Below are 18,559 nucleotides of genomic sequence, written 5' to 3' on the forward strand. Positions count from 1 at the left end.
CGGTTCTTCGAAACCTGCGCCGAGATCGCGCGCAGGGCCAAGGTGCCGGTGCAGTTCCACTTTCTGGTGGGGCAAGCCAGTGGGCTGGTGTTCCCACAGGTGCGCAACCTGGTGCGCCGGATCGTGGGTGACTCAGTGGTGGTACATAAGCATCAGAATTATCACAATTACATGCGTGTGATTGCCGAGTGTGACCTGTTCCTGAACCCGTTCCCGTTCGGCAACACGAACGGCATTGTGGATACGGTCTGGGCGGGGCTGATCGGGGTGTGCAAGACGGGGCGTGAGGTGCACGAGCACATCGACGAAGGGATGTTCCGCCGGCTGGGGTTCCCGGAGTGGACGATCGCCCGCACGCGGGAGGACTACGTCGAGGCGGCGCTGCGGCTGATCGATGACCGGAGCGAGCGCGAGGCGCTGACGGCGAAGCTGGCGGGTCCGCAGGCCATCGAGAAGCTGATCTTCAAGGGGCGCCCGGAGATACTGGGCGAGCGGATGCTCGGGCTCTGGAACGAGAAGCTCGATACGGCAGCCTGGCGCGAACAGCGGGCCAGCGGCGCCGAGATCCTGGCGCCCGCCGAACAGGCACGCACCGCCGAAGACTGCCTGCGGCGCTGTCAGGACGCGCTGCGGCGCCATCCCTTGCGCTTCGATGTGGCGCATGGCGCCGCCATGCTGCTGATGAAATGGCATCTGATCGATGCGGTGGACACGCTTTGGCAGCAGGCCGTCGAGCGCCAGCCCGAGGCGCGCGAACCCCGGCTCTACCGGTTCCTGCATGTGATTGCCAGCGGGCGGCTTCAGGAAGGTTTCCAACTGCGGCTGGCCGCCGTGAAAGACTGGCCGTGGCGCCGTCGCACCACCGCGCAGCCGCCTTCGGCCTACCCGGCGTGGACCGGACAGCCGCTGGCGGGCAAGCGCATCGTGATCTGGAGCGAGTTTGGCCTTGGCGACGAGATCTTCTTCCTGCGTTTCGCGCGCATCCTGCGCGAACGGGCCGGCGCGGCCAGCGTGACCGTGCTGTGCCAGACGCCGCTCAAGACGCTGTTCGCCGCCTCGGGCGAGGCGAACGCCGTGGTCGCCGCCGAAGACAGCGCAACGCTGCCGGAACACGACTATTGGGTCTACCCCCACGACATCCCGGCCTGGCTGCCGCTGTCACTCGACGCCCTGCCAACCTCCGTGCCCTATCTGCGCGTGCCGCAGGAGGCGGGCCGCTACGCGTTGCCGGGCCGCTATGGTGCGCTCAAGGTCGGCATCGTGTTCCGGGGCGAACCGAATCACGAGAACGATCGCTCCCGTTCGTTGCCGGGCCTGTCCATGCTCGATCCGCTGTTCGGCCATGCCGAGGTGGACTTCTACAGCCTGCAGAAGGGTTCCGGCGCACAGGAAGCGGCCGTCCACGCGGCGCAGAGATCGAACTTCTACGATATCGGCGTGACGGCCGAAACCATGCTCGATACGGCGCGCGCCGTGGCCTGCCTCGACCTGGTCATCACGGTGGACACTTCGGTCGCCCATCTGGCGGGCGCGTTGGGCAAGCCCACCTGGCTGTTGCTGCCCGCCTACGCGGACTGGCGCTGGCATTACGCGCGCGACGACAGCCCGTGGTATCCCACTGTCATGCTGTTCCGCCACCCTTTCCGGGGCGGTTGGGGAGAGGTGGTGACCCGCCTCAACGGCCATCTGCTGGCGCGGATCGCGGCGCGCGAGGCGGGACGGGCGGCGGCGCGCGAAGCACCACGCGAGTCCGCCACGCGAGGCAAGGGGGCGGGCGCCCCCCGCCGTGCGGGGCTCACACTTCCTTCGTCATTGCCTTGAAGTCGATCCACTGGTCGAACTGCTCGTTCGTAACATGGCCGGAATCGATCGCCGCCTCGCGCAGCGACAGGTTCTTCTTCACGGCGAGCTTGGCGATCTCGGCGGCTTTGTCGTAGCCGATGTGCGGATTCAACGCGGTGACCGTCATCAGAGACCGCTCCAGCAGTTCCTGAATCCGTGCGCGGTCCGGCTCTACGCCTTCCACCATATGTTCGGCGAAGCTCGACGCGGCATCGGCCAGCAGTGTCACAGACTGCAACAGGCTGTAGACGATCACCGGCTTGTAGGCATTGAGTTCGAGCGTGCCGAGGCTGTTGGCCAGCGTCACCGTGGTGTGGTTGCCGATCACGCGGCAACAGACCATCGCCAGCGCCTCGGCCTGCGTCGGATTGACCTTGCCGGGCATGATCGAGGAGCCGGGTTCGTTGGCGGGCAGTTGCAATTCGGCAAAGCCGGCGCGCGGGCCCGAGCCCAGCAGCATGAAATCGCGCGCGATCTTCAGGAACGACGAGGCGGTGGTGTTCAGCGCGCCCGACAGGTCTGCCAGCGCATCGTGCGCCGCCTGCAGCGCGTAGCGGTTGGCGGCCGGCTCGAACGGCAGGCCGGTGTAGGACGCCAGGGCCCGCGCGAAGGCCGGCGCGAAACCGGCCGGCGCGTTGAGCCCGGTGCCAACGGCGGTGCCGCCCTGGGCCACTGGCATGGCGCGCAGCATGGCCTGCTGCAGCCGCGACTGCGCATCGGCTACCTGCGTCATGTAGCCCGAGAACTCCTGGCCCAGCGTCAGCGGCACGGCGTCCTGCAGATGGGTGCGGCCCACCTTGACGATGTCAGAGAACGCCTCGACCTTTTTTGCGAATGTCTGTTGCAGTTTCTCCAGCGACGGCAACAGTGTCTGCTGGATGGCACGAGTGGCTGCGATGTGCATCGCAGTCGGGAAGCTGTCGTTTGACGACTGGCTGGCGTTGACGTGATCGTTCGGGTGGACGGGCTTCTTGCTGCCCACTTCGCCGCCCAGCATCTGGATGGCGCGGTTCGAGATGACCTCGTTGAGGTTCATGTTGGTTTGCGTGCCCGAGCCGGTCTGCCACACCGACAGCGGGAACTCGGCCGGCCACTTGCCGGCGATCACTTCCTCGGCGGCGCGTTCGATGGCGTCGGCCACGTCGGGCTTGAGCACGCCCAGCTCGCGGTTGGCGCGCGCGGCGCAGAGCTTGAGCACCGCGAACGCCTCGATCAGCGCCGGCGGCATTTTCTCGCTGCCGATGCGGAAATTCTGACGCGACCTTTCGGTCTGGGCACCCCAGAGATGGTCGGCGGGGACGGCAACGTCTCCCAGGCTGTCTTTCTCGATGCGGGTGGCGGACGACTTCTCGGACATGAACGGACTCCTTCGGACTAGAGATCGGCGAGCAGAGACCGTAAGCATAGTCCTCCGGTGCTACATGCGCCGCATGCCCCTGCCGCCGGCATGTGCTTGGCACGGTGCCGGCGGCCGTCACTGCCCGGTGGCGCTCAGGCGGTCATCTTGAGGCACATTTCCATGCAGGCCTGGCATGCCTTGGCACATTCCTGGCAGTGCCAATGGTCATGGCGTTCACATTCTTCCTTGCACCATTTACAGACTTCGGCGCAGTCCTCGCAGACCAGCGGCGCGAACTCGCTGCTGCGCAGCATGTACGAGGCGGCCAGGTTGGCAATGCCGGCGCAATCCATGTCCAGCGCGATGCAGCGGGCCATCTTGCGGGTGTCGGGCTCTTCCAGGCACGCGGCGGCGCACTTGAGGGCGGCGGCGGCCGCGGCGTTGCAGGCGGCAATGCAGTCGGCGTAGCGGGCGAAGTTTTCCTGCACGGTGGGTCGGATCATCGGTGGGCCTCCTGAGGGGGGTGGGAGGGCCCGCGCCAGCCGGCACGGACCCGGGGGAACCGTTATTCACCATAGCAGGCGTGCATGGAGTGTGCCGGGAGCGGGAGGCAGGCCGGAGGCGGACTGTTCTACAATGGGCCGTCGCTGCATCGCCCCCGGGCGCGGCAAGGGTCCATTGCGGATGGCCTTGTCCGCAGAAGCGCGAAGAACGCGGCAGTTGACGACAATCACGACGTTGAAAGGAAACATCATGGGTGAAGCGAAACGGCGTGGCACGCCCGAGGAACGGGCACAACAGGCGCAGGCCCGCGTGGACGCACTGCGGCCCGCGCAACTGGTCTGCGGACATTGCAAGACCGCCTTTACCAATTTCGATGCCATCCCGGCGCCGGACCTGCGCGGCATCGACGCCGTGTTCGGCGGCCAGTGCCCGAGCTGCGGCAACGACGTCGTGGTCTTCCGTGGCGAATCGAAAGCCGTGGCCGAGGCGATGCTCGCCTACGAACGGATGATGGGCGAGAGCGCCAAGCTGGGCTACCAGTCAGCCGACGGCCGGCACGTGGCCTTCGACGCTGACGCCCCGCAGGCGTCGGATGCGTCGGAGGAATCGACGCGCCATTGAAAATTTGTTCGGCCTGCCGGTTGACGCCCCTCTCCCGCATTGCGGGAGAGGGGCGTCGACAGAACGCCGCTCAAGCCTCTACCGCCACCAGCTCCGCCGGCCCCATCTCGAACCTGCCCCGTCCCATCGCCTTGGCCCGGTAGAGCAGCACGTCGGCCATGCGCATCAACGCTTCCTCGCTCAGCAGCGCGCCACGGTACAGCGCCACGCCGATACTGACGTCCACGTCGGCCAGGATGCCGTCGAAGTAGAACTGCCGTCCCACCGATTCGAGAATGGCCTCGGCCACGCGCTGCGCCGATTCCGCCGAGCCGATATCCGACAGGATGACCGCGAACTCGTCGCCGCCGAGCCGGGCCACGTGGTCCTGCTCGCGCACGCAACGGCGCAGGCGCAGCGCAAAAGCCTGCAGCAGCAGGTCGCCCGTGGCATGGCCGTGCGCGTCGTTGACGGCCTTGAAGCGGTCCATGTCGAGGTAGAGCAGCGCCATCAGCCGGTGCTCGGCGCGGCTCAGCGCCATGGCGTCGCGCAGGTGGCTCTCGAAGGCGGCCCGGTTCTGTAGTTGGGTCAGGTGATCGGTGCGCGAGATGTGCGAGAGCCGCAGCGTCTCCAGCTTGCGCTCGGTGATGTCCTGCACGTGGATGTGCACGCCCACCACCTGGGCGCCATCCTCGCTCCATTCGGGGCGGTAGCTGGTTTCCATCCAGTGGTGGTTCGGGAACAGGTATTCGCCCTCGAAACTCACCACGCCGCCGGCCAGCGCCTGCTGCAGGTACGGCCGGGCGCGCAGGTAGCGCTCCTCGCCGAGCAGCTCGCGCACCGTCATGCCCCGCACGCGGTCCACCGGGATGCCGAACGCCCGTTCGTAGGCCAGGTTGTTGAAGATATAGCGCTCGTCGGTGTCGATGAAGGCCAGCAGCGCAGGGAAGGTATCGGTCACGGCGCGCAGCCGGCGCTCGCTGCGCGACAGTTGCCGGCTGCGCTCGCGCACGTCGCGCATCAGCCGGATGAAGGCGCGCGTGACGTCGCCGATCTCGTCGCGCTGGGGCCGCCGGGGCAGCCGCTCGAAGGCGTCCACGTCGCTGCTGCTGGCGCGAACCACCTGGTGCAGCCGCGACAGCGGCATCAGCAACTGCCGCACCGCCAGCCAGATCAGCAGCGCCACCACGGCCAGCACGATGCCGGACATCATCAGGAAGCGTTGCTGCATCTGCCGGAGCGGCCCGTACGCCTCCTGCGCGGGCAGCACGGCCACCAGTTCCCAGCCGGTGGTGGCCATCAGCCGGCGCGCGATCACCGGGCGGGTGGGGGTGAGGAATTCCAGGGCCGAGGCACTGTCGTCCACGCCGCAGGTATCGCCGAACGGCCGCGCGGGCTGCTGGGCGCGCGCCGGATCGGGATGCTGCACGTAGACCGGCGCGGCGCCGGCCGAGACCAGGCAGTAGAAGCCCGTGGTCCCCAGTCGGCTATGGCCGATCTCGACCAGGAAGTTCGGATGGTCCAGGTTGAGCCAGCCGCCCACCAGCCCCATGAACGTGCCCGCCTCGCCCAGCACCGGCACCACCACCAGCACGCCGCGCGAGCCATCGGTGCGCGCCCGCAGCGGGGCCGCCACCACCACGTTGCGGGTACGGGCGGCCTCGCGGAAGTAGTGGCGGTCGCTCACGTCGGCCGGCATGCCGTCCATCGTCAGCATCGTGCCGTGGACATCGGCCACCATCACCGCCTCGAAGGCCGACGGGACCGGCACCGTGCGCGCCACGGTGTCGCGCAGCTGCTCGCGCAGCACGTCGGGAGCCAGATGCGCCGCACGGCCCAGCGGCTCGCGCAACTGCGGCGCCAGGTGGGCCAGCATGACGATGCGGTCTTCCATGGCGGTGTCGAGCTGGTCGGCTGACAGCTTGACGATGGAATCCTGCTGGTTCTGCAGCGCGTCTTCGAGGTCGCGGTGGGCGTAATAGAGCGAACCCATGACGATGCCGCCACCAAGCACGGCGGCCAGCACCGTGGTGATCAGTGCGATACGCACCTTGAGCGAGGGCAATAACCTGGGCATGCGATGAAGAAGGGCGGCGGGGGGGGCCGATAGAGCGGCCAAGCGTAAGCTAACACGGCTCACCCGTTCGAGGGATTCCGGAATAACCGGGGTTTGACAACATGGCGGCGGTGCGGCAGGTGCGCGATGGCCGACACCGGTGAGCGGCCGGGGACGTCTCGCGGAAGTGTGCGTCCCGGCACTGTCGGGGCTGTCCGGGATGTTCCGGGCGTAAGGTGCCGGGTTATAGTGCGGCCAACTTCGCCAGCCAACCGCTTGCGCGCCAACCTTGCCATTCGCGATCCAGCCAGCCCGACCATGAAACTGCCATCGCTGTCTCCCGCCTTGCTCGCGCTGCTCGTTGCAGCGGGCGGCGCGTTGCTGACGGCCGGCGCGTGGCGACTGGCGGACCGGCTCGAACACCAGATGGCCGAGCGCGATGTCCAGGCGCTGCTGGCTCGTACCGCCGATGCGCTGACCGACCGCCTGCAGGAGAACGAGCGCCTGCTGCGCGGCGCGGCGGCGCTGATGGGCGCCAATGCGCAGACCACGCGCCAGCAGTGGCGCGACTACCTCTATTCGGCGCAACTCGACGAACTGCCCGCCGGCACGCAGTCGATCGGCTACGCACCGGTGGTGCCGCATGCGCGGCTCGGTGAAGTGGTCGATGCGGCGCAGGCCGAGGGCCGCGCCAGCTACGAGGTCTATCCCCCTGGCGAAGGCCCGCTGCATGCCCCGATCCTGTTCATCGAACCCTATAGCGGACGCAACGCGCGCGCCGAAGGCTTCGACCTGCTCAGCGAACCGGCCCGGCGCGACGCCATCGAGGCCGCCCGCGACAGCGGCCAGCCCCGCCTCACACGCGGCCTGGCGCTGATCCGCGAGGTGGAGGCCCAGGCACCGCAGCGCGGCGCGTTGCTGGTGGTGCCGGTGTTCCCGGCCGGCGCGCCCGCCGCCACGGCCGAGGAGCGCCGCCAGGCCATGACCGGCGTGGTACACGTGTCGCTGCGGCTGGGCGACCTGATGCGCGGCGTATCGGGCGAAGCCGCCAGCGATCTCGTGCTGACGCTGTTCGAAGGCCCGTCCGGCGCCGGCGGCGATCTGCTGTCGGGCGAGCCGGCCGAAGCGGAGCGGCGCCGCCACGGCAGCCGGCCGATGATCGAGGCCGAGCGCCCGCTCGAATTCGGCGGCCGTGCCTGGACGCTGCATGCCGCCACCCGCCCCGCCTTCGAAGCCACCCACGCCGGCCGCTACGGCGTGCGCGTGCTGCTGCTGGGCGGGCTGGCCACGCTGATCATGGCCGGGCTGGCATTCAGGCTGGCGCGCGAACGCCGCGAAGCCCGGCGCCAGGTGGTGCTGGCCGGCGCGGCCAGCCACGCCGAGGCCGCCGGTCTGCGCGCCAGCCTGGCCCGCGCCGAGCGCAGCGCCGCCACCGCCAGCCTGCGCTATGCCCGGCTGCTCGACCAGGCGCCGTTCTGCGTGATCACGTTCGACGCCACGGGCATGATCACCGGCATCAACCGTGCGGGGCAGCGCATGCTCTGGTACGGCGAGCCCGAGCTGGTGGGACGCGTGCCGTATGCCAGCCTGCACGATGCCGACGAGGTGGCGGCCCACGCGCGCGTGCTGGCCGGCGAGATCGGCGCGCCGGTCTCGGCAGGGCTGCCGGCGCTGGTCGCCAAGCCGCGGCTCGGCGTGCCTGACGAGCGCGAATGGACCTACCTGCGCAAGGGCGGCTCCCGGCTGCCGGTGCACCTGACGCTGACCGCGATGTCCGATGGCGGCGCCGACACCACGTTCCTGGCCATCGCGCACGACCTGACCGAGCGGCGCCGCGTGGACGAATACATCCGCCATCTGGCCCAGCACGATGCGCTGACCGGCCTGCCCAACCGCACCGAACTGCATGCCCGTACCGAGGCGGTACTGGCCGAGGCGCGGCGCCAGGACGGCCGCGTGGCGCTGCTGCTGCTCGATCTCGACCATTTCAAGCACATCAACGAGACGCTCGGCCACCCGGTGGGCGACGACGTGCTGCGCACGATTGCCGACCGCATCCGCGGCGCGGTGCGGCCGCGCGATGTGGTGGCGCGCATGGGCGGCGACGAGTTCGCGGTGGTGCTGGGCGGCCTGCGCCACGACAGCGAGGCCGAACTGGCGGCGGCCAAGATCCTGGCGCGGGTGTCCGAAGAGTTGCAGCTGGCGGGACAGTTGCTGCGCGTCACGCCGTCGCTCGGCATGGCGATCTTTCCGGACGATGGCGACACGCTGACCGACCTGCTGAAATCGGCCGATTCCGCGATGTACGCGGCCAAGCAGAGCGGCCGTGCCCAACTGCGCCGGTTTGCCAGCGAAATGGCCGAGGCCACGCTGGCACGCTTCACGATCGAGGCGCTGCTGCGCCGCGCGCTGGCCGAGCAGGAATTCCGCCTGCGCTACCAGCCGATTGTCGACGTGGCCACGCTGGCGGTGATCGGCGTCGAGGCGCTGATTGCCTGGGAAACCCCCGAGCGCGGCACGATGCAGCCTTCCGAATTCATCCCGATCGCCGAGCAGTGCGGCCTGATCGGCGCGCTTGGCGAATGGACGCTGGCCACCGCCTGCCGCGACATCCAGCAACTGCGCCGCGAACTGGGGCGCGATATCGACGTGGCGGTCAATATCTCGCCGCTGCAACTGCGCCAGGCCAATTTCCCCGACACCGTGGCGCGCTGCCTCCAGGCGGCCGACCTGCCGGCCGCGAGCCTGACCATCGAAGTGACCGAAGGCATCCTCGTGGACGGCGGCGAAACCACCGTGGAGACGTTCCGCCGCGTGCGCCAACTGGGCGTGGGCGTATCGATCGACGATTTTGGCACCGGCTATTCGGGCCTGGGCTACCTGACCCGGCTGCCGATCAGCAAGGTCAAGATCGACAAGTCATTCGTCGACGACCTCGCAGTGCCGGGCCACGACCGCGCCGTGGCTGCCGCCATCATCGCGCTGGGGCATCAGCTGCACCTGCAGGTGGTGGCCGAAGGCGTGGAATCGCGCGAACAGTTCGACTTCCTGCGCGGCGAGGGTTGCGACGCCGTGCAGGGCTACCTGTTCAGCCAGCCCGTGGGCCTCGATGCGCTGCGCAAGATCCTCCACGGCGGCAAGGGGTTTGCGCACGCCGCGTAAAGCCGGCACGCCCCACGGCATCCACGCAGAAACGGGTACGCTCTGGCAGCCCTGGGGCTGCCGGAAAAAACAAAAACCCGGCTGACGCACACGCGTGCAGCCGGGTTTCCGCGAGCGGGGGCGCTCAAAAGTCGGTCAGTATTCGTCAGGAATTCGCCGTGGCGGCCACTTTGGCCAGCCGGGCCGGTGCCGCGGCGCTGTCATCGTCAAGCAGCGGATTGTGCAGCCGGCGATACAGTTCATCGATGCGCACGCGGCTGCTGGCCAGTTCTTCCCGGCCCTGCTCGGTCAGCTGGTAGACCCGGCCGATCCCGTCGCGCAGCACGCTTTCGAGGTATCCCTCCATTTGCAGCGCCCGCAACAGCGGCCGGACGGTGCCGATATCCACCTGGAAGCCGTACTCCATGAGCATTTCGGCGAGCATGGCCACGGTGGCGGGCACCTCCATGGCAAATTGCATGACGTAGACGCGGGCCAGCAGGCCAAGGAACTGTCGTTTCATGAGACGGGCAACGCAAAACCGGGGCAATGGGTTGACGCGGGAATGCAACGTGCACGATACGTCCTACCCCAGGGACGCGCCGCAGTCGCTACGATACGTGTTTTCGCGTTTTTGCGGCGTCCCGAAAAAAAAGAAGCCGCCAGGAGTTGCCTGGCGGCTTGTCGGGAATGCGTCGGAGGGGTCAATTAACTCTGGCGCAGAACAGAGTTTAAAGGAATCTAATACGCGATGTCACGCCATGTGGTATTGCCCCCTCCATCGGGGGGGTGACCTCGAAAGGCTTTCGAAAGCGATAGTGCAGCAAAAATGCAACAACGGTCGCTTTTTCACCGTTTCGAGGCCATGTGACCACGATCTGGCGTCAACTTGGCGGCGCTGGCTCACCGTGGCGATGTCCCGGCACAGGTCCGAAACCAGCGAGCGTTCTCGTCCAAAAGCGCGTCTGATGGAGGCTGCGGCCCGCCCGATTCGCCCCAATACTGGCCTTACCCCCTGATTTGTCGCCTTGCCGCAACAGTCAGTCCCTTCTTTTCCTCATCATTGCGTAACCCGCCCATGCAACCCGCCCACCTTGTCCGCCTGCTCGTGCTGTCCGCCATCTGGGGCGCGAGCTTCCTGTTCATCCGCATCGCCGCGCCCGTGCTCGGCCCGCTGCCAACCGCCTTCTTCCGCGTGCTGATTGGCGCGGTGACGCTGGCCGCCTGCCTCCCGTTCCTCGGTGTGCGATGGGACCTGCAGGGCAAATGGCGCGCGGTCATCGTGCTGGGCGTCATCAACTCCGGGATTCCGTTCGTGATGTACGCGGTGGCCGCGCTGTGGCTGCCGGCCGGGTATTCGGCGATCTTCAACGCCATGACGCCGCTGATGGGCGTGGTCATCGGCACGCTGTTCTTTGCCGAGCGGCTGAACCGGGCCAAGGGGTTGGGGGTGCTGATCGGGCTGGCGGGGGTGGCGGTGCTGACGCGCACCGGGCCGGTGGTGTTCTCGCATGACGTGCTGCTGGGCGCGCTGGCCTGCCTGGTGGCCACGTCGTGCTATGCCTTGGCCGGATTCCTGACGCGCCGCTGGATCACGGCGCAGGGCGGACTCGATAACCGGCTGGTGGCCGCCGGCAGCCTGCTCGGCGCCACGCTGTTCCTGTTGCCGTTCAGCGTGGCCGCGCTGATCCGGCACAACACGCTGCCCGATACCGGCCTGGGGCTCTGGGCCGCCATGCTGGCGCTCGGCATGTTCTGCACGGCCATTGCCTACGTGCTCTATTTCCGGTTGATTGCCGATCTGGGGCCGGTGCGGTCGCTGACCGTGACGTTCCTGATTCCGCCGTTCGGCATCGTCTGGGGATGGCTGTTCCTGGGCGAGGCGCTGTCCTGGGCCCATGCGGGCGGCATGCTGCTGATCGGCGTGGCGGTCTGGCTGGTGCTCAGGCCGTCCGCCCCGGCTGTGGCGCCGGCGGCGGCGCGGACCTGACGGCGCCGCGACGGCTCAGTGGTGCCACGGGCCGCGGTCGTGCTCGTGGCGGTAGTGCGCGTGGTAGTCGCGGTATTCGCGGCGGTTGTACCAGCGGGCGCCATCCCAGTACCGCTCGCCGTGCCAGCCGATCACCACCGGCGGGGCCACGATCACCGGCGCCGGGCGGTACACCACCGGCGGCGGGGGCGGCGCCACGTAGACCGGGCGCGGTGCCACGTAGACCGGCGCCGGCGCCACGACCACGGGCGCAACGGGCACGCCAAGGTTGACGTCGACATCGACACGGGCGAGAGCGGCGGTGGAAACGGCCAGCGAGGCCGTGCCGGCAAGGATCAGGGAGAGATAGAGGGGGCGCTTGCTCATGGTGTTCACCAGGGGTGAGAGGACATGACTCCACTCTACCCATGTGGCGTATTACCATTCGCACGCCTTTGTAACAGCCCCTGGCGATCGTGTAAGAAACGCGCAGCTGACTTTCAGTCGGCTTACTTCGTGGCTGACTTCGCGGCTTACTTCGCGGCGTCCTGGCAGACCGGACACAGGCCGTAGAGCACCAGCATGTGCTCGCGCAGGACGAAATCGTTCTCCGCGGCCACGTGTTTCTGGCGGGCTTCGATGCCCTCGTCGCGGAATTCCTCGACCACGCCGCAGGTCACGCAGATCAGATGGTCGTGGTGCCCGCCCTCGTTGAGCTCAAAGACGGCGTGGTCCTGCTCGAAGCTGTGGCGCAGCAGGATATTGGCCTGCACGAGCTGGTTCAGCACGCGGTAGACGGTGGACAACCCGGCGTCGATCTCGTGGTCGAGCAGGATCCGGTAGACGTCTTCCGCGCTCAGGTGCCGGCGATCGCTGTTGCGGAACGCCTCCAGCACGTGCATGCGCGGCGAGGTGGCCTTCAGGCCGGCGCGCTTCAGTGGGACGGCATCGGTATTCACGGTGGACGTAGTCATGCGGCAGCTCGCGCCGCATAGCGGACGCTCGGTTGGAACTCCAGATCGGTGGAACCGGGGCAGGGGGCGTGGCCCCGACGCATTCGGTCGGGCGCTCCCCTGCCGGGGCTGGTCGGAATCAGGCGGGAATCGTGCGGGCCGACCCGTGACGGATCGACCTGGACGGCGCACCGTGCCTGGACGGCGCGCGGAATAAAAAGGTGGCCTGGCTTGTCGCTGGATGACGCGATCGGGAAAACGGGGTCTGGATGTTTTCCCGATCTTCCTGCGACTGGCTACTACCAAACGCTCCGTGTGTCGGAGCGGTCCCCACAAAAGACGGTATCGAACGTTGTTGGTGAACACTGACTATCGCGTCAGCCGGCTTCCAACAACCCTCTGCAATCTGTTCCTGTCCGGTCTCGGCCGTGCCGTGCGTCAGACAGTGAATGGATAGTAAATGGGAATCGATCTCATTTCAAGTTGTTTTTTGTGAAAGTTTCGAGAGGATTGCCGGGGAGCGTTCGAGGGGCGCTCCCCGCCGCCCGCTGCCTCAGGCCACCCGCCGCGAGGTAATCCGGTATCCGAATGCGGCCGGGTCCAGGCTGTCGAGCATGCCCGCGGTGGTCTTGCCCTGCGGATACATCAGGAATGGCACCTGGGTCGTGCCGCCGGGCAGGCGGACATCGTGGCCGTGGTTGTAGGCCACCCAGTTGCCCTCCCAGGCGCCGAACAGCATGGCGCGGGCGGCGCGGACCTTGGCATCGGTCATCGGCAGGCCGCCGGGCACTTCTTCGAGGGCCACCTTGCGGACATCGGCCGGGTCCACCGGTATCCAGCCGAGGCCGGCGGCGTAGAACTCGGCGCGGCAGTGCTGGGCTTTCGAGATGTCGCCGGCCTTGCCGAGCGCCTTGAATCCGAGTGCCGAATTATCCACTCGCACCCCGTAGGCGTCGCGCGCCGGGATGCCGGCGGCGCGGGCCAGTGCCACGAACAGGCCGTTGATGTCGGCGCACTTGCCGTTCATGATGCCGCCCGTCTTCAGCATGGTCACCACGTCGCCGGTGCCGCAGCCGCGCACGGCGGAGTCGCGGCAGGTGTGGTCGACCACCCACTGGTAGATGGCCTGCGCCTTGGTCATGTCGTCGGTCATGCCCGCGGTGATGGCGAGGGCCGTCTTGCGCACGATGCCGTCGGTAGGCATCAGTTGCGTGGGCCGCAGGTATTCCTGCTGCGCCGCAGCGGATTCGCGGGCAGCGCGCGACGGCGCCGCGCCGAGGTCGACATCGCGGTCGCGCAGCGCCACGGTGTTGACCATGCGGGCCGTCAGCGGGGCGCCGTGCGTGGGTTGGGGCCAGTCGACGACCACGATGTCCACGCCATAGCGGCCGGCGCGGGCCGCGCGGGCCTGGGCGCCCGGCGCGATCCACTCGCTCGACAGCGTCCGCTGGTAGTCGCCCAGGCTCCGGGCGGTGACCGGCAGCCAGACGGTGGCCGGGCCGGCCGAGCCGGGCAGCACGACTTCCGTGGTCATCTCGTAGACGCGCCAGCCATCCGAAGCGGAGACCGAATCCTGCGCGGCGGTTGCGGAAAATGCCGGGGCGATGCCCGCGGCGCCGATGGAAACCGGGACTGCGGCGCCGAGCCGCAGGAAGTTGCGTCTGTCCATGGTGCTCCCCTGGATGAGTAGTTCGAGACTCGAAACGTGCCCAACCGCTGCTCATGCATGGTAGGTGACAGGCCGCGAACAGGGAAACGGGGAAAAGAGGGGTGGCGGAAAGCAGCAGGAGTCGAACCTACCTGGGAACGTCTGGCGCCCCCAACCGGGTTTGAAGCCCGGCCGCATCACCGGATACGGATGCCTTCCTCTTGATCGACCGGCGATGATGCGTCAGGCCAGCGGTCGCCACTCGCTGTCGGGCCGCACCATGCGGGCGTTACCCACGCGGCGAGTGTATCCCGCGCGGTCAAAGAACTCCAGAATCTGGATGGCGCGCTTGCGGCCGAGCCCGGACGCGTCGCGGAACGCCACCACCTCCACGCGGCCGTGCTGCCGGGCCAGCGTGCCGAACATGCGTGCCAGCGCCTCGACGGCGGCGCTGTCGTAGAACAGGTCGCGCACCACCTGGTGGACCGTGCCCTGCCGCGCCAGCTTGCGCAGCAGTTGCCGGACCTGCTCCTCGGGCGCCTGCAGCGCGGTGGCGTGGTCGCGCACCCAGGGCGGGTCGAAGCCGCCGGCTACCGTACGCGGCAGTACGCTGGCGGCGAGTGCCTGGTCTGCATCCGACATCACGATGGTGCGGCCCGGCAGCCGCAGCCAGCCGCCCTGCCGCTCCAGCGCGCCGTCCCGCAGCAGCATGTCCAGCAGCGCCGACCAGAGCGCGTCCGGCACCGGCGCGCCGGCGAATGCCACGCGGCGCAGCGAGCCGGCGCCCATGCCGGGTTCGTCGGGCAGCCGGTCGTGGAACGCGGCGAGCGTGTCGAGCACGCGCGTGCGCTGCGCGGCCAGGAAGGCCGGCAGGATCAGGCTGTCGCCGAGCGGCACGACGCCTTCGGGCAGCACCCACTGCGCGGCGTCGATCCCGGTCAGGCGCAGCAGCCGGCCGCGCTCGATGCCGTGCGGCGCCTGTTCCAGCAGCGCCAGCAATCCCTCGCCCCCGGTCAGGCGTTCCACGGCATGGAGCCAGCCCAGCCGGGCCGGCGCGCGCCGGTGGCGCTCGGGCGCCACGTTGTCTAGCACGAGCCCGCCGCCCACGGTCTGCGTGGCCTGCGCGTTGCGCACGATGAAGCGGTCGCCGGCCAGCGCGCAGACCGGCGCGCCGAACACCAGTTGCGCCAGCGCCGAGCCGCCGGCGTCGAGCGCTTCGCCCTCGAGCAGCACCACGTTGGCCACGCGGTGCGCGGCGCCAAGGTGCACGTGCACCGGCGCCCAGTGTCCCAGGCGCGCGCCGGTGCCCGGCTGCAGCGACAGCCGCACATCGAGCCGCGTGGCGGGCGCCATCAGGGCCGGATCGACGATCCAGTCGCCGCGCCGGATCTCGCTTTTCTCGATGCCGGCCAGGTTCAGCGCGCAGCGTTGCCCGGCCACGCCCACGCTGGCCTCGCGCTGCTGCGCGTGCAGGCTGCGCACCCGCGCGGGCAGGCCGGCCGGCGCCACTTCGACGATCTCGCCCACGTTGATCTGGCCGTTCAGCACCGTGCCGGTCACGACCGTGCCGTGGCCGGCCAGCGTGAAGACGCGGTCCACCGCCAGCCGGAAGCGTCCGGGCGCGGCGCGCGCCGGCAACTGCTGCGCGATGTCATGGAGCCAGGCGCGCAGGTTGGCCACGCCGGCATCGTCCGGATCGGTGGCGTTCACGGCGAAGCAGGGAGCGTTGTCGTAGGGCGTGCCGGCCAGCAGCGCGCCGGTCTCCGCCTGCACGGCAGCCAGCCGGCCGGGCTCGACCCGATCCGCCTTGGTCAGCGCCACGACGGCGCGCGGCACCCCGAGCCGTGCGACGATGCCCAGGTGTTCGCGCGTCTGCGGCATGACGCCGTCGTCGGCGGCAATCACCAGCAGGGCCAGGTCGATGCCGCTGGCGCCGGCGGCCATCGTGTGGATCAGCCGCTCGTGGCCGGGCACGTCGATATAGCCCAGCACGTCGCCGTTGGGCAGCGGCGTGTAGGCATAGCCGAGCTCGATCGAGATGCCGCGCGCCTTCTCTTCCTTGAGCCGGTCGGTATCCACGCCGGTCAGCGCCCGCACCAGCGTGGTCTTGCCATGGTCGATATGGCCGGCGGTGCCAACGATCATCGGCGCAGCGCCTCCGCAACGGCGGGCCACTGCGCGGCGAAGGCGGCCTCGTCCGTGGCTTCGAGGCAGCGCAGGTCCAGCCACAGCGCCTGTTCGGCCACGCGGCCGATCACGGGACGCGGCAGCGCGCGCAGCGCGGCTTCCAGTTGCTGCAGCCGGCGTCCGCTGCGCTTCTCCTGCTCGCGCGGGCCGATGACCAGCCCGTGGCTCTGCAACTGGCCGCCCGGCAACGCGCCGCTGCCGATCTGGCTGACCATCGGCACCGCTGCCACCTGCCACGCTTCGCCCAGCGCGGCCTGCACCGGGAGCAGCAGGCGTTCCGCCAGCGCCGCGATCTCGCCGGACTGGCGCGTCAGCAGCCGCAGCGTCGGCAGGGCCTGCGCCAGTGTGTCGGGGTCGCGGTAGCACTGCAGCACCGGCTCCAGTGCGGCAAGTGTGAGCTTGCCCACGCGCAGCGCGCGCTTGAGCGGGTTCCTCTTGATCTTCGCGATCAGGTCGGCGCGGCCCACGATCATGCCGGCCTGCGGGCCGCCCAGCAGCTTGTCGCCGCTGAAGGTCACGAGGTCGGCGCCGGCCTCGATCGTCTCGCGCACGGTGGTCTCGCGCGGCAGGCCCCAGCGCGTGAGGTCGCACAGCGTGCCGCTGCCGAGATCGACCACCACCGGAATGCCGTGCGGCTGGGCAATGCGGACCACCTCGGCCACGTCCACGCTGCGCGTGAAACCGGTGATCTCGTAGTTGCTGCAGTGGACCTTCATCAGCAGGGCCGTGCGCGCCCCCACGGCGTTGGCGTAATCGTGCGGATGCGTGCGGTTGGTGGTGCCGATCTCGACCAGCCGGGCGCCGGCCCGCTGCATGATGTCGGGGATGCGGAACGCGCCGCCGATCTCCACCAGTTCGCCGCGCGACACCACCACCTCGCGCCGCGTGGCCAGCGTGTTCAGCATCAGCAGCACGGCGGCGGCATTGTTGTTGACCACGGTGGCGGCCTCGGCGCCGGTCAGCGTGCAGAGCAGGTCGCCGATCAGGTCATCACGGTCGCCCCGGCCGCCGGTAGCGAGGTCGAATTCGAGGTTGGCTGGCGCGGTCATCGCGCGCATCACGGCCTGCACGGCGCTGTCTGGCAGCAGCGCGCGGCCGAGGTTGGTGTGCAGCACGGTGCCGGTCAGGTTGAAGACGGCACGCAGGCGGGGCTGGTGCTCGCGGGCGAGCCGGGCGGCCAGCGCCTGCACGAGCGCGGGTTCGGCCAGCGCCTGGCGCGTCAGTTCGCCGGCGACGGCGCGTGCGCGCAGGGTATCGAGCAGGCGCCGCAGCGTGGCGGTGGCGGGCGCGCGGCCGTACTGGTCGAGCAGTGGCTGGAGCGCGGGCAGGTTCAGCAGCCGGTCGACGGACGGGATATCGGCGGGCCGGGCCGGCATCGAGACGCTATCGTTCATCGTCATCGGGCCCGTCGTCATCGGCCAGCCACAGCAGCGGGTTGCCGTTGGGCCGCCCGTAGCCGGCGGCGCCCATCATCACGTCGAGCGCCAGCGAGGCCAGGTCGTCGGCCAGCGGCTCGGCCAGCTGGTCCTTCTCCATGTAGCAGACCTTGCGGTAGTGATGGCACGGCTCGCAGGTCTCGGCCTTGAGCGCGTCGCCCTGGCCCTCCACCGCGTAGTAGGAGATGCCCTCGGTCGATTCGCAATGGCTGCACTTCACGCGCACCATGTGCCATTCGGTGGCGCACAGGCCGCAGTGCAGGTAGCGCAGGCCCTGGTAGCGGCCGCCGATGCGCACGATGCTGGCCACGGGCGGGGTGCCGCAGACCGGGCAGACCGTGTGCACGTCGAGCATCGGAATGTCCTGCTCGCGCAGCCGGCTGGCCAGCACGGTGCGGTCCAGCTGCAGCGCGGCCATCAGGAACGGGGCGAGCGTGGCATCGACATCGGCCTCGCCGTCGGCGCCCGGCAGGCCAAGCAGCGCCTGCAACTGCGCGTGGCGGGCTTCGGCGGACATGGCCCGGAGCTTCCCGACCGGCGCCGCCAGTTCGGGCTGGTCGGCCAGCCGGGCGAACAGCGCGTCGGCACCGTGCAGCGTCAGGTCGGGCGCGGCCAGCAGCGGCATGCAGTGCTCGGCGGCGCGCTCGATATCGGCGGGGGAGGGCGGGGGAACGTCGTGCGTGGCGGCGAGTGCGTGCTGGGCGTCGGCCACGTGGGCCATCAGCAGCAGGTAGGCGCCGATCGGGCTGGCCGGTGCCAGTTGCCGCAGCCGCGCGGCCCGGGCGGCGAAGAGCTCGCCGCGCTCGGGCAGGCGCACGCGCGCGATGGCAACGTGGTCGTTCGATTCGATTTCCGCCGGCTCCAGAATGCGCTGCACCATCGTA

Annotated in this window: 14 protein-coding genes and 1 tRNA gene; 4 read left to right on the forward strand and 11 right to left on the reverse strand. The window is 69.2% G+C overall.

Annotation, left to right across the window (positions count from 1 at the left end; translation table 11 throughout):
* A partial coding sequence (locus EV147_RS26050) for a glycosyltransferase family 9 protein (protein ID WP_157994729.1) occupies nucleotides 1–1,821 on the forward strand: 1,821 nt, incomplete at its 5' end.
* Here EV147_RS26050 and fumC read toward each other — a convergent pair.
* Nucleotides 1,796–3,199, reverse strand: a complete 1,404-nt coding sequence (gene fumC / locus EV147_RS25240; RefSeq protein WP_130393970.1) for a class II fumarate hydratase — start codon at nucleotides 3,197–3,199, stop codon at nucleotides 1,796–1,798. The genes EV147_RS26050 and fumC overlap by 26 nt on opposite strands.
* Before the next feature lie 134 nt (nucleotides 3,200–3,333).
* Nucleotides 3,334–3,684 carry a four-helix bundle copper-binding protein gene (locus EV147_RS25245; RefSeq protein WP_130393971.1) on the reverse strand — a complete coding sequence of 117 codons (351 nt, stop codon included), beginning with the start codon at nucleotides 3,682–3,684 and terminating at the stop codon, nucleotides 3,334–3,336.
* A 250-nt stretch (nucleotides 3,685–3,934) separates the two neighbouring features.
* On the opposite strand from EV147_RS25245, the gene EV147_RS25250 reads away from it, so the two are divergent.
* Complete coding sequence (locus tag EV147_RS25250) at nucleotides 3,935–4,306, forward strand: hypothetical protein (RefSeq protein ID WP_130393972.1); 372 nt, start codon at nucleotides 3,935–3,937, stop codon at nucleotides 4,304–4,306.
* A gap of 70 nt (nucleotides 4,307–4,376) precedes the next feature.
* On the opposite strand, the gene EV147_RS25255 is transcribed toward EV147_RS25250, so the two are convergent.
* Nucleotides 4,377–6,362 (reverse strand): diguanylate cyclase domain-containing protein, encoded by a 1,986-nt coding sequence (locus tag EV147_RS25255; RefSeq protein WP_130393973.1) that lies wholly within the window; start codon nucleotides 6,360–6,362, stop codon nucleotides 4,377–4,379.
* A 297-nt stretch (nucleotides 6,363–6,659) separates the two neighbouring features.
* On the opposite strand from EV147_RS25255, the gene EV147_RS25260 reads away from it, so the two are divergent.
* A complete protein-coding gene (locus EV147_RS25260; RefSeq protein WP_130393974.1) occupies nucleotides 6,660–9,503 on the forward strand; it encodes a bifunctional diguanylate cyclase/phosphodiesterase in 2,844 nt (947 codons plus the stop codon).
* A 145-nt stretch (nucleotides 9,504–9,648) separates the two neighbouring features.
* On the opposite strand, the gene EV147_RS25265 is transcribed toward EV147_RS25260, so the two are convergent.
* Nucleotides 9,649–10,005 carry a PadR family transcriptional regulator gene (locus EV147_RS25265; protein ID WP_130393975.1) on the reverse strand — a complete coding sequence of 119 codons (357 nt, stop codon included), beginning with the start codon at nucleotides 10,003–10,005 and terminating at the stop codon, nucleotides 9,649–9,651.
* A gap of 555 nt (nucleotides 10,006–10,560) precedes the next feature.
* On the opposite strand from EV147_RS25265, the gene EV147_RS25270 reads away from it, so the two are divergent.
* Nucleotides 10,561–11,472 carry a DMT family transporter gene (locus EV147_RS25270; protein ID WP_130393976.1) on the forward strand — a complete coding sequence of 304 codons (912 nt, stop codon included), beginning with the start codon at nucleotides 10,561–10,563 and terminating at the stop codon, nucleotides 11,470–11,472.
* A 15-nt stretch (nucleotides 11,473–11,487) separates the two neighbouring features.
* On the opposite strand, the gene EV147_RS25275 is transcribed toward EV147_RS25270, so the two are convergent.
* The 7 genes from EV147_RS25275 to fdhE all read right to left on the reverse strand — a co-directional run bounded on the left by EV147_RS25275 (nucleotide 11,488) and on the right by fdhE (nucleotide 18,555).
* Nucleotides 11,488–11,838 (reverse strand): hypothetical protein, encoded by a 351-nt coding sequence (locus EV147_RS25275; RefSeq protein ID WP_130393977.1) that lies wholly within the window; start codon nucleotides 11,836–11,838, stop codon nucleotides 11,488–11,490.
* A gap of 146 nt (nucleotides 11,839–11,984) precedes the next feature.
* The gene (gene fur, locus EV147_RS25280) at nucleotides 11,985–12,425 is read right to left on the reverse strand and encodes a ferric iron uptake transcriptional regulator (RefSeq protein ID WP_130393978.1); all 441 of its coding nucleotides are present in this window, start codon (nucleotides 12,423–12,425) and stop codon (nucleotides 11,985–11,987) included.
* Between the two features lie 532 nt (nucleotides 12,426–12,957).
* Complete coding sequence (locus tag EV147_RS25285; protein WP_130393979.1) at nucleotides 12,958–14,073, reverse strand: transglutaminase-like domain-containing protein; 1,116 nt, start codon at nucleotides 14,071–14,073, stop codon at nucleotides 12,958–12,960.
* A gap of 102 nt (nucleotides 14,074–14,175) precedes the next feature.
* A tRNA-Sec gene (locus EV147_RS26055) sits at nucleotides 14,176–14,271 on the reverse strand.
* Nucleotides 14,272–14,295: 24 nt separating this feature from the next.
* Complete coding sequence (selB, locus tag EV147_RS25290) at nucleotides 14,296–16,197, reverse strand: selenocysteine-specific translation elongation factor (RefSeq protein WP_130393980.1); 1,902 nt, start codon at nucleotides 16,195–16,197, stop codon at nucleotides 14,296–14,298.
* Nucleotides 16,194–17,639, reverse strand: a complete 1,446-nt coding sequence (gene selA / locus EV147_RS25295) for an L-seryl-tRNA(Sec) selenium transferase (protein WP_235845023.1) — start codon at nucleotides 17,637–17,639, stop codon at nucleotides 16,194–16,196. Before selA ends, selB begins: the two co-directional genes overlap by 4 nt.
* Nucleotides 17,623–18,555: a formate dehydrogenase accessory protein FdhE gene (gene fdhE / locus EV147_RS25300; protein WP_130393981.1), complete on the reverse strand. Its 933-nt coding sequence runs from the start codon at nucleotides 18,553–18,555 to the stop codon at nucleotides 17,623–17,625. Before fdhE ends, selA begins: the two co-directional genes overlap by 17 nt.
* Nucleotides 18,556–18,559: the final 4 nt, after the last annotated feature.

Origin of the sequence: Cupriavidus agavae (assembly GCF_004217045.1) — a bacterium.
In the GTDB taxonomy this organism is placed as follows: domain Bacteria; phylum Pseudomonadota; class Gammaproteobacteria; order Burkholderiales; family Burkholderiaceae; genus Cupriavidus; species Cupriavidus agavae.